Source organism: Nonomuraea sp. NPDC049480, from assembly GCF_044465905.1.
Lineage (GTDB): Bacteria > Actinomycetota > Actinomycetes > Streptosporangiales > Streptosporangiaceae > Nonomuraea.
In genome coordinates this window covers 154,789-166,221 of the sequence record NZ_JBITMD010000026.1, presented here as the reverse complement: position 1 = coordinate 166,221, position 11,433 = coordinate 154,789, and the positions used below count along the sequence as shown (strand labels likewise).

The window sequence follows — 11,433 nt, the reverse complement described above, 5'->3', positions numbered from 1 at the left end:
GACTCCGTCGCCCGGTACGCGTTCAACCTCCGCTCCATACCAGCTCGTACGGCCGCCAAGGCAGCGGCCGTTGCGTCGGCGGCGGTCAGCTGACGGCACGCACGGAGTGAGGCACACGGCTGGGCAGGTGGTGTTCTCCGCCTGCCGGCCGTCGCACGTGGAATCAGCCGGCAGGAGTGGGAAGCTGACCGGGCTGCGGTGGCCCTGCGCGTCCACGGCGCGCACGTCAACCTGGAAGTTGTCCTTCGACAGGCTTCCAGCGTGTACGCCGTCACGTTGCCGACGAAGCGGGAATGCGTCCACGTGGGTGCCGCCGAGTGTGGCACCACGTTTGTGATCACGTGGGTGCGGAGTGAGACGTGCTGGAACGCCGTAGCTCATGGTCTGTGGAATCCCTGTTTTCATCCCGGCTCGGCACGTTCCAAGTCCGTGATCTAACAGATACTTCCCAAATCTTCCCTATTGGGCGGATTAATTAATACGTTCGGGAAACGCGCATTTTTTGACCCGGGTAATCCCTCAACGTTCCGAGGAGCAAGCATGCGTTCCCGACTACGCAAGGGCGTGCTCGGCGCCTTAACCGCCGCTGCCGTCGTCATGTCCCCGGTGGCCTTCGCCGGCCCGGCCAGCGCCTACCACGGCGACGACGCCGCCGTGCGGAAGCTGGTCAAGGCCGTGTCCGGCAAGAACGTCAAGACGCATCTGTGGGCTCTGCAGGTGATCGCGAAGCTCAACGACAACACCCGTGTGTCCGGCACGCGGGGCTTCGACATGTCCCGCGACTACGTAGCGGCCAGGCTGCGTGCCGCGGGATATGACGTGACGATCCAGCCGTTCGAGTTCACCTTCGACGGCTATAAGACGCCGCCCGTGCTCAAGCGGACCAGCCCGGACCCGAAGACGTACACGTACGGGTTCTTCCAGGACTACGTGGCGATGGGTGACTCGCCCTCGGGCGCGGTCACCGGCACGATCCAACCCGTGGACCTGGTCCTACCGCCCGGCCCGACCGCCAACACCTCGACCTCCGGTTGTGAGGCGAGCGACTTCGCCGGATTCGTCGCCGGCAACATCGCGCTCATGCAGCGCGGCACGTGCAACTTCCGCATCAAGGTCGAGAACGCCATGGCGGCGGGCGCGAGTGCGGCGATCGTGTTCAACGAGGGCCAGGAGGGCCGCACCGAGGTGGACCTCAACCCGGTGCTCAGCGGGCCTGGCATCACGATCCCGTCGTTCTTCACCCGCTTCTCGGTCGGCCAGGATCTGGCCGCCGCCGCGGGCACCACGGTGCAGATGAACTGGGACCCGATCGTGGAGACCAGGACCACCTACAACGTGATCGCCCAGAGCAAGAAGGGCAATCCGGACAACGTCGTGATGATGGGCGCCCACCTCGACAGCGTTCAGGAGGGGCCCGGCATCAACGACAACGGCTCGGGCACTGCCGGCGTCCTGGAGGTAGCGCTCCAGGCCGCCAAGCTCAAGCCGAAGAACCAGCTGCGCTTTGCCTTCTGGGGCGCCGAGGAGTTCGGTCTGCTCGGCTCGGAGCACTACGTCAACGCGCTGACGGCCGAGGAGCGGGCCAAGATCACCCTCTATCTCAACTTCGACATGATCGCCTCGCCGAACTACACGTTCGGGATCTACGACGGCGACGGTGACGCGTTCGGCACCGTGGGTCCCCCTGGATCGGACGTGATCGAGGAGGACTTCGAGAAGTTCTTCGCCGGACACGGGCAGCCGTACAAGGCGACGGCGTTCACCGGTCGCTCCGACTACGGGCCGTTCATCGCCGTAGGGATCCCGTCGGGCGGCCTGTTCACCGGGGCCGAGGAGCTCAAGACCGAGGAAGAGGCCGCGATCTTCGGCGGCACCGCGGGCATCCCGCTCGACCCCTGCTACCACAGCGTCTGTGACACGATCAAGAACATCAACGACAAGGCGCTGGACGTCAACTCCGACGCGATCGCGGCCCTGACCGCGAAGTACGCCTTCGACACCGGGACGATCCCGACCGCCCCGGCACCCACCGCGGCCGCCAAGCACGGCGACGCCGAGCACACGCACAAGCCCGCCGACTCGGTGAGCTAGCCCGAAGGGCGCCCGCACCCCCGTGGTGCGGGCGCTCCCGCTCCTCCGGCCAGCATGCCGATGGTCAGTGCGGCCACGGCGCCGCAGCCTCGCTCGCCGAGGTCGCGTGGCTTTACATGCTGGTGTTCTTCGGCACCCCGCTGGTGCTGGTGGCCGTCGGGGGCACGACCTGGGCGGTGGTCGGGCTCGCCTTGCGGCCCGTCGTACGGATATGGGCCGAACTGGCTGAGATCACCGGCCAGGACCTCAGCAGACGTGTACCCGTACCGGACACCGGCGACGAGATCAGCAACCTCGCCGCCACCACGAACCACATCCTCGACCGCCTTGAGCGGTCCGCGGAAACCCAGCGCCGCTTCGTCGCCGACGCCTCGCACGAGCTTCGCAGCCCCATCTCGGCGATGCGCGCCCAGCCAGAGGTCGCCAACGCCTATCCAGACGAGACGGACTGGCCGGCCACCGGCGCCCGCGCCCTGGCCGCTGCCGACCGTCTCACCGGCATCATCGACGAGCTGCTGATGCTGGCCAGGCTGGACGCGGGCGCGTCGTGCAGCGCCGCGTGGTGGACCTGTGCCGCATGGCCGAAGGGCCGACGAACTACAGCTACCGCATCGTGGCAGCGAACGGCGGTCTGGAGGCGGCGCCGTCCGACGCGATGAGAGTCAGAGTTCGGCTCAGTGCCGCGAACGCCCTGACAGAAAGCAGTTGGATGACTACCGCAGGCAGGCAGCGGAAGCGGGATGGCTGCTCAAGCGCCTGCCCGAGCCAGCGCTCGGGTTGCCGCAGCCAACGGCCGGAGACACATTGAACGTATCCAAGACCGGACGAAATTGAGGTCCTGCAGGTGCCCCGGGAACGACATCGCGCACGGGGCACCTGCAGGAGATCTTGGGTTTCGTCGCCGCTTGCTCAGCTCAGCATGACCTCTCAGGGAGGCGTCGATGAAAGGTGTTCCGGTGATTTGGATGGCGCTTCTGCTGGCCGCAGGATGCGGAGGCAAGGTGAATTCATCAGCGCCATGTGCGGGTCACGGCATGAATATCGTCGTGACGTCGGGGACGGCGAATGCCGACTATACTCTCGCGGCGAGTGCGGACGCGTCCACACGTTGTCAGGCGGAAGGAGTGGCTGTATATGATCGCCGGATAGTTTCTCCAAGCCCGGTATATGATCCGGCCGCTCTTCCGTGGATCCGTTTGCACGGGACCGTTGCGGACTGTATCGGCGTGAAACTGTCGGTGAAGCTCCTGGATCCACGGGGGAAAGTTGTTGGCAGGGGCGATACGGTCATCGGAGATCCTGTCGCTCACATTTCCAGAGATGCCGTCTGCGACGCGAATTTCCCGCCGGTTCAAATCCGGCCAGTTTAGTGGCGGATCCGGGCCTGTTGGAAGGCTGTGTGGCCGGCCATTTGCTAGGCATTGTGTTGATCGCTCAATTTAACCAAGCTGGTGTTGCTCGGTAAAGCTGGCTCGGGAAAGGGAACTGACCTCTCCGTCGAGTTGCAGGGCGAGAATCGCGTGCACGGCGTGATAGGGGCTCTTCGAACTTGATCGGTTGCGCCATGAGGTGCTGTGTTTCGAGTGACGCTTGCTCTGTCAGGACGTGGTGGCCGCCCAAGGTGGGATCCCCCCGCCGCGCCTCTGCTCTGGGTATCTCACATCCTTCAACGCCCTTAGAGGTCCTCCAGAGGGGTGCCGCTCACGGTGACTCCTGCCACCACGGTGCTGATCACCGCGGTGGCAGGCACCTCCTCCAGAGGTGCCGTAAGGGGATCCCGGTCGATCACGACCAGGTCGGCATGATTGCCGGAGACCAGCGAGCCGATGCCCTTCCATCCGAGCACCTGTGCGGCTTGCCTTGTCCACATCCCCAGCGCCTCCGTCCGGCTGATTCCGGGCGTCACGGCCCGGCGTCCGCTCGCGGCGTACGTGGGCTCCACCGCGAGCGCGATCTGCTCGAAGACGTTCTTGGGACCCCAGTAGGTGCCCGCGGCGACACGTAGGCCGCCATCGAGCAGACGGCGCAGCGGTACGAGGTGCTGCAGGTACTGCTCGCCCAGGCGTCCCCGGATGAGCTCACCCTTGCCCCAGGAGAACGACATCGTCGTGGTGACATCGACGCCCAGCGCTGCGAAACGCCGAATCTGATCCTCCTCCACCAGGGCCAGGTGCTCCATCAGCCATGGCCGACCGTCCGCCGTGCGAGGCGGCCGGCCGAGGCCCTCCAGCTGATCGAGGTAGATGTCCTGCTCACCGGTACCGGCGGCCATGATGCTCAGCCGCAGCCCGCGCTCCAGGCAGTGCCGCATTGCCTGCTCGACGCCTTCCGGCCGTACGAATGATCTGCCGGTCGTGGGTTCGCCGTAGGGGCCGGTGTACGGCTGGCGCATGAGCAGCAATCCTGGCGCGCAGGGACCGCCACGAGCGATGGACAACCCGTCGACGCGGAGCATGTCGTCGCTGAGGTCGGTCATCTCGGCCGCTTTGATCAGGCGGGCGGCGGGCAGGATCGTGTCCATGGAGATCAGCGGGATCCGTCGCAGCAGCCCTTCCATGAAGGGATCGCCGTTGTAGTAGTTGGTGACGGAGCCGTGCATCCTGCCGGTCGGGGTTCCGCCGGCGTCTTTTTCGATCCAGACGTTGCCCACGCGGTCCGGTGTCTCGGCCGTGATGTCGAGCAGCTCAAGGGCCCGGGAGTTGAAAACGCAGGTATTGGGCGTCACCGGCGCCCAGGCCTGGATCAGGACCGGACGGATGGAGCAGGAACCCGTAGCCAACCAGCGCGGCAAGCCTGTCAGCCCTGGGCCCGGACGAACAGGCGCTCCCGAAGTCACGACGGTGGTAGCTGCTCGCGGATGCTGAGGATGAGGGTGTCGACGAGGTAGCCGAACAACTCGTCCGGGGTCGGTTTGGTGAGGCGCACCGCCTCGGCCAGGTGTGGAAGGGGCAGCTCTGGGTGCGCGGCCAGCCACGCCGCGGGCACGGGGGCGGCGTCGAGGGGGCCGGGTCCGTCCGGGGCGTGGTCGGCAGGGTAGTCGATGAGCAGGGTGAAGCTGAACAGCTTGAGCCCTAGCTCGCTGTGTACGCGGAACGCGTCGTGTGGGGCGAGCCCGATGCGGCGGAGCATGCCGAGGAACGCGTCGGGGTTGGCGAGCCGGTTGGGATGGATCCCGAGCGAGCGGACCTGCTCGTCTAGGGAGACCAGGAGGGCTCTGGGGTAGCGGCGGTACACGGCGCGGAGCTGCGCGCAGTAGGCGTGGACGCTGTCCTCCCAGCGGTCGGCGTCGAGTTCGGGCAGTTCCCACTGGGCCAGCAGCAACCGGGCGGCGAGGTCGACCACTTCCTGCCGGTCGGCGACGTAGTTGTACAGCGCCCGCACCGTGACGCCGAGTTCCTCTGCCAGCCGGCGCATGGTGACCGCGGGGAAGCCCTCGACGCCGGCCAGGCGCAGCGCCCGCTCGGCGATCAGCTCGCGGGTCAGGGTGGGTCGGCCCTTGCGGGTGGCCGGTCGGCGGCGTGACTTGCTTTGTTTCTCGGTCATCGCGGTCAGCGTAACCATGTGAGTCGCCATGACGCGCTTCACTGGCCACGCTTAAACTTCAGGATGTGTTGACTTTTAGGTGCCTGGGTGCCAGCCTGACTTAGGCATACCTAACTTCCACTCGACCGGGGCGGCAGGGCGCCGCTGGTCGCCGCGTGCGGCCTGGTCGCCTTCGCGCTGCTCCACGGCGCCCCGCAGTGGACGTTCACGGGTGTTGCCCGTTGCAGCCTCCGCTACTGGCCGTCGTGCATGACTCCGGGGCGTTGAACGGGCACTGACCAGCAAGGTCATGGCAGATACAAGGGATAGGAACGGCATGAATCTGACAGCGGCCGGTCGCGCGCGGATGACGCTGGCGGCGGTCATCGTCGCACAAGCGCTCCTCATCATCGACATCACGATTGTCACTGTGGGACTACCCCAGGTGCAGCGGGACCTCGGCGGTTCCCTGGCCGGCGTGCAGTGGATTGTCGCGGCCTACGCGCTGACCTTGGCCGCGTGCACGCAGACGGCCGGCACGCTGTCCGACCGGCTGGGACGGAGATTGATCTACGTCCTCGGCATCACCGTGTTCACAGTGGCGTCGGTGCTCTGCGGCCTCGCGCCAAGCGTGGCGTTTCTCGATGTGGCGAGGGGACTCCAGGGCGTCGGTGCGGCGATGGTGATGGCCAACTCGCTTCCGCTCATCGCCACGGCCTACGAGGGCCAGAAACGCAATATGGCCATCGCGATCTTCGGGACGGTGCTGCAGGTGGCCGGCGCGATCGCCCCCGTGCTCGGCGGGCTGCTGGTCACGCTCGATTGGCGCTGGATGTTCCTGATCAATGTCCCGATCGGCGTCGTGGCGTTCGTCATCGCGCTGGGTTTCATGCCGGCGTACCGCCCGGACTCGGCCAGGTCCGGGCGTATCGACTGGTCCGGCGCGGCTCTGCTGATGCTCTCGCTCGGCCTGCTCAATTTCGCCCTGATCAGGGGCGAGGACCAGGGATGGGGGAGCGCCGCCACACTCCTTCAGCTCGCCGGGGGCGTTGTGCTGCTGACGGTCTTCTTGGCGGTGGAAAAGCGGGTGACCGCGCCGATCATCGACCTGTCCCTGTTCCGGATACCCACGTTCACGGCCATCAACGTCATCGCGTTCGTCTCCAGGCTCATCACCATCGGCGGCGCCGTCTACTTCATCTTCTATTTCCAGGCCGCTCTCGGCATGTCCCCGATGGAAAGCGGCTTACTCCTGGTGCCGGTCTTCGTCGCGCAGATCGCAGGTGGCATCGGCGTGGCCAAATTGCAGGCGAGGATCACCGCTTCGCAGATCATCGTGGCCGGGTATGTCGTCAAGGGATTGTCGGCCGTCTGGATGGCCCAGACCTTCGAATCGGGAGCGGGCGCATGGTCCCTGGTGCTGCCGATGGCGTTCTGGGGCCTCGGGGGTGGCGTGGCGGGCGTGCCGATCCTGTCCACTTCGATGAATGTGGTGGCGAAGGACAAGGCCGGCATGGCGTCGGGCACCATCATGAGCATGTTCATGATCGGCGCCGGGGTGGGCTCCGCCGGTCTCGGTGTGGTGTTCAAGGAGCGAATCGGAGAGGTGGTCATCGCCGATTCCGCCTTGCCGGAGGGAAGCCGGCAGGCGGTTGCGGATGCTGCCGCACAGGTCGACCTGGAGCGGTTGAAGGCGGCGACGCCGCCCGGGTTCGAGGTCGTGGTACAGCAGACGATGGAGAAAGCGATCTCTTCGGGAACGTCCTTGGTGACGCTGACCACCGCTGCTCTTTCGGTGATCAGCGTGGTCGTCGCAGTGTTCTTCATCCGTGAACGAGACATCGTCGCCGCGAAGGCCAAGAACGCCACCGCCGGTACGGCGAGGGAGTCCGCTACGGACGATAGGGGCGGCGCCGGATGAGGCCGACGATTCCTGTTCCGCGGAGAGTGCGGACGGAGCTCGCACCCGTACCGCCAGATCCCACGGACATTCGCCTTGCAGTGGGGTAGGAGCAACCCATGAGCTCCTACGAGCGCACTGAACGCCTTCGTCGCTATTGGGACAAGCACGCTCGCTCCTATGACAAGGAGATGGGCTTCTTCGACCGGCACTTCTTCGGCGACACCCGCGCTTGGATCTGCTCCCAGGCCACCGGAGACGTGCTCGAGGTGGCCATCGGCACCGGGCTCAACCTCCCGCACTACCCGAAGGGCGTCCGATTGTCCGCGATCGAGTGGAGCCCGGCCATGCTCGATCGCGCCCGGCAGCGGGCCGCCGACCTCGGCCTGCAGGCTGACTTGCGCGAAGGTGACGCTCAAGCGCTCGACTTCGCCGAGGACGCCTTCGACACCGTCGTGTGCACGTTCTCCCTGTGCTCCATCTTCGACTACCGGCGGGCGATCGCCGAGATGGTGCGCGTGCTACGGCCCGGCGGACTTCTGCTGCTCGCCGACCACGTCGCCGCCTCGGCCTGGCCCGCCCGCGCCCTACAACGCCTGCTCGAACTCGTCACCGTCCCTCTGGGCGAGGAACACTTCCTGCGCCGCCCCGTCACGCACGTCCGCGAGCTGGGCCTCGCCATCGAACGCCATGACCGCTTCAAGATCGGCATAGTCGAGCGCCTCGCGGCCCGCAAGCCTGTCAGGGGCGAGTAGTCCCAAACTCTGACTCGCGATGTACGTGAGGAACCGCGGGTCCTCAGCTCGTCGCCATCTACGAGCCATAGGGCGACGCCAGTGCTTGTCCACGAGTCGCCGCCCTCTACGGCCAGGTTGAGCCGCCGGGCACCGTGCAGCCACGCAGGATGGCGACGGAGAACGGGGCGAGCAGCCCGGCCGCGCCGTGCGCGAGGCCGAGATCGGCGTGCCCACCAGGGGTCGGCAGAAGCCGGTCCGGGTCATGGGGCGACCCACCAGCCCGGCAGCTCCACGCCGCCGCCGCCCCATATCCACACCTGTTCCCGGCGCGGCCGTGCTGCGGCGGTTAACCCACCGCCTTCGGGATATCTCATCCTTCTGGCATGGACGCGCCGCAAACAGTCGTCACGCAACCAGCAGGAGACCTGCGTAACGTAACTCCCACCTTCAACATGCTCAAGTGCGATTCATTGGATGTTCATGATCGGGCTGGGCATGTCAGGCACATCCTGACTCAGGAAGTGATCTGCCTCTTCCTGGGTCAGCAGCTCGACGTCGCGAAGGATGTTGAGCGATCGGCGCCACCACGTCCATGCCTCGTCGCGCCGGCCCAGATCGTGGTAGGTCCACGATGTGGAGCTGCTTGCCCGCGGTGGATGCCGAGCTGTCGGCCCACACATCGGCCACGATCCGCTCGGTGGTGACCACCTGCCCGACGTTCAGCGCCAGCCGGGCCAGCACCCCCACCCGCCGCGCTCCCGCCAGCTTCAGTACGGCACCATCCGCCGTGACCTCCCACGGCCCCAGGATCTTGATCTCTACGCCCATGAGAGCGCTCCCATCCCTTGCCCTGCGAAGGCGCAGGAGTTTAGCGGACGATCCTGCAAGGCCGCGAAGCGTTACCGCTGGCCGTAGCCTCTGCGCTGCCGACTTCCTGCTGGAGCGCAGCGTCACCACCACGCCGGGGGTGGGGACGCATATGAGCACTCGGTCTTTCGCGGCTGTGGACAGGGACGGGCGAGTGTGGCGACGGTCTGGGCGAGCGCGCCCCGGGGGGCCCGCGCCTGGATGGACCTCACGACGTTGAGCCGGGACCTCCCTGGCGTGGCAACAATCCTGCCACTGCCGGAGCGGCTGCGCTGTGCGCACGGGCACCAGGCCAGCGGGTAGATGTGCGCAGCGTGGTCGAAGGCCAGAGGCGATGGTAGGGAGACAGGGATCGTGCTCCCCGAAGATCGGGAAGAACCCGCGATCCCGCCCCACCAGAAAGGGCACTATGCCCACAGCAGCAAGACACAGCTGGGCGGCCGTATTACTTCTCACCGCACTGGCTGTCACCGTCATGACCGTCCCGGCCGGCGCGTCATCCGCGGCCATCCCCAACTACACGCATGCCATGGACACCAGCGACTGGACCTCCGGCGACAAGGGCGCCGAGGCCACCTGCCCCACCGGGACGCACGTGCTCAGCGGGGGTGCCTGGGTGAGCCCCGAGAGCGTGAGCGGCGACATCGTCATCGACGAGATCATCCCGAGTGCTGACAAGGTCAAGGTGTTCGGAGTCGAGGAGAACTCCACGGCGAGCTCCTGGACGATCACGGCGTGGGCGGTCTGCGGCACCGTGCACGGAGCCATTCACACGCGCTCCCTGGAAACTTCGTGGTCCTCGCCGCCGTATCACGCGCTGACCGTCACCTGCGACCCGGGCGAGTGGCTGCTCGGCACCGGATACCAACTCGAAGGCGCTCGCGGCGGTGCCAGGATGAACGCGCTCATCCCGTCACTGAACAGCGTTCACGGGTCAGCGAACGAACAAGCTACGACCTACAACGCCGATTGGTCGCTGCGGGTGTTCGCGATCTGCGCCGACGAGCCGCCACCCGGACTGTGGATCTACTCGGAGACCAGTCCCAGCAGCGCTGAGCCCAAGACGGTCGAAGCCGACTGTGGGGGTGCTGGTGACAGGCAAGTAGCCCTGGGGAGCGGGTTCGATATCGACGGTGGCGTCCGCGGTGGGATCGTCCTCGACGCCTTCTACTCGATCAACACGTTGGCCCGGGTCGAAACAGCCGAAATGCATGGCGACGACAACGAATGGACCGTCACGGCGTACGTCATCTGCGCCTGGGAGGACTGACAGCGCACGGTGAGCTGACCCTTGTCCACGACGAAGAAATGGTCGGGCGGCCGTGTGTGAACAGGCCGTCCGGCTTCTTTCGCGGGTGGATCCGTCAATTCGATCAAGGCGGCTGAGCTGCGGTGATCTACCCAGCGAGGTGGCCGTCGCCGGGTGCCGCCGACGTCGCCGATCCGCACGGTGGTGGCCGTGAGCGCCCGGTCCAGAGCTTGGAAGGCGAGCGAGTCGCGCAGTTCGGCGAGCAGGGCGGGGCGGAGCGAGAGCGTCCAGTGCTTCGGTACGAGGTCGGAGCAGAGCGCGGAGAAGCAGCGACAGACCGCAGCCCAAGGTGCGGCTTCAAACCGCCAAGTCCTGACTGTGCCCATGGGCCCGGCGTACCCCTCAGACCCGATAAGCCCGAAGGACGAACCCATGATGTATCAGCACCCCGCCGACGTGCCATCACGGCATCCAGTTGCGGCGCAGCCGCGCACCCTGGTGACGGACCCGGCAGGCCTGTTCGCTGAACTCGCTCGGCTGAACCTGCCGCACGGCGACTATGTCGTGTGCGGCTCCGCCGCCCTGTACGTGCGCAACCTGCGGGCCTGCATGGGCGACCTGGACGTGCTGGCCCGCGGCGCCGCATGGGGCATCGCCCTCGCTCTCGGAGTCACGCCGAGTACAGCCCCGTCCGGTCACGGACAAGTGATCAACCACCCAGCGTTCGCCATCGAGTTCGTCGACTGTTGGACACCCGGATGGTCGACGCACTACCTGATCGAAACCGCCGACCTGATCGACGGCATCCCGTTCATGCGGCTGGGCGATGTCCTCGCGTGGAAAGCGTGTGCTCGCCGGCCCAAGGACCTGCCGGACATCTCCGCCATCGACAACCTGCGGCGACTGTGGAGCGCGCCTCCGGCCGGGCCGGTACCCGGACGACCCCGGCCAAGCCGTGTCCAAGATCGTGCCGTATGAGAACGAGTATGGTGTGGATCCGCGCGGTCGGCTGGTCAACCTCCACAGCGGCCATGGCCGGGCCACCGACATCGCCCGCATGGCCACCA

At 66.5% G+C, this 11,433-nt stretch carries 9 protein-coding genes; 6 read left to right on the top strand and 3 right to left on the bottom strand.

The annotated features are described in order from the left end of the window. Nucleotides 1–540 precede the first annotated feature (540 nt). Together ACIBX3_RS48325 and ACIBX3_RS48320 are read left to right on the top strand one after the other, a co-directional pair. Complete coding sequence (locus ACIBX3_RS48325; RefSeq protein WP_397127462.1) at nucleotides 541–2,091, top strand: M28 family metallopeptidase; 1,551 nt, start codon at nucleotides 541–543, stop codon at nucleotides 2,089–2,091. 116 nt (nucleotides 2,092–2,207) lie between these two features. After that, nucleotides 2,208–2,750, top strand: coding sequence for a histidine kinase dimerization/phospho-acceptor domain-containing protein (locus ACIBX3_RS48320; RefSeq protein ID WP_397127461.1), 543 nt, complete (start codon nucleotides 2,208–2,210; stop codon nucleotides 2,748–2,750). A 1,016-nt stretch (nucleotides 2,751–3,766) separates the two neighbouring features. On the opposite strand, the gene ACIBX3_RS48315 is transcribed toward ACIBX3_RS48320, so the two are convergent. Continuing rightward, nucleotides 3,767–4,816 (bottom strand): amidohydrolase family protein, encoded by a 1,050-nt coding sequence (locus tag ACIBX3_RS48315; RefSeq protein WP_397127460.1) that lies wholly within the window; start codon nucleotides 4,814–4,816, stop codon nucleotides 3,767–3,769. 107 nt (nucleotides 4,817–4,923) lie between these two features. Further along, a complete protein-coding gene (locus ACIBX3_RS48310; protein WP_397127459.1) occupies nucleotides 4,924–5,634 on the bottom strand; it encodes a TetR/AcrR family transcriptional regulator in 711 nt (236 codons plus the stop codon). Between the two features lie 316 nt (nucleotides 5,635–5,950). Here ACIBX3_RS48310 and ACIBX3_RS48305 point away from each other — a divergent pair, with 316 nt between their 5' ends. Then, on the top strand, nucleotides 5,951–7,534 hold the full coding sequence (locus ACIBX3_RS48305; RefSeq protein ID WP_397127458.1) for an MFS transporter: 1,584 nt from the start codon (nucleotides 5,951–5,953) through the stop codon (nucleotides 7,532–7,534). A gap of 98 nt (nucleotides 7,535–7,632) precedes the next feature. Then, nucleotides 7,633–8,268 carry a class I SAM-dependent methyltransferase gene (locus ACIBX3_RS48300; protein ID WP_397127457.1) on the top strand — a complete coding sequence of 212 codons (636 nt, stop codon included), beginning with the start codon at nucleotides 7,633–7,635 and terminating at the stop codon, nucleotides 8,266–8,268. Between the two features lie 480 nt (nucleotides 8,269–8,748). On the opposite strand, the gene ACIBX3_RS48295 is transcribed toward ACIBX3_RS48300, so the two are convergent. Beyond that, nucleotides 8,749–9,078 (bottom strand): hypothetical protein, encoded by a 330-nt coding sequence (locus tag ACIBX3_RS48295; protein ID WP_397127456.1) that lies wholly within the window; start codon nucleotides 9,076–9,078, stop codon nucleotides 8,749–8,751. Between the two features lie 514 nt (nucleotides 9,079–9,592). Here ACIBX3_RS48295 and ACIBX3_RS48290 point away from each other — a divergent pair. Both ACIBX3_RS48290 and ACIBX3_RS48285 read left to right on the top strand, forming a co-directional pair. After that, complete coding sequence (locus tag ACIBX3_RS48290; RefSeq protein WP_397127455.1) at nucleotides 9,593–10,387, top strand: hypothetical protein; 795 nt, start codon at nucleotides 9,593–9,595, stop codon at nucleotides 10,385–10,387. Between the two features lie 411 nt (nucleotides 10,388–10,798). Further along, nucleotides 10,799–11,344 (top strand): hypothetical protein, encoded by a 546-nt coding sequence (locus ACIBX3_RS48285; protein WP_397127454.1) that lies wholly within the window; start codon nucleotides 10,799–10,801, stop codon nucleotides 11,342–11,344. The last annotated feature ends 89 nt before the right edge of the window (nucleotides 11,345–11,433 follow it).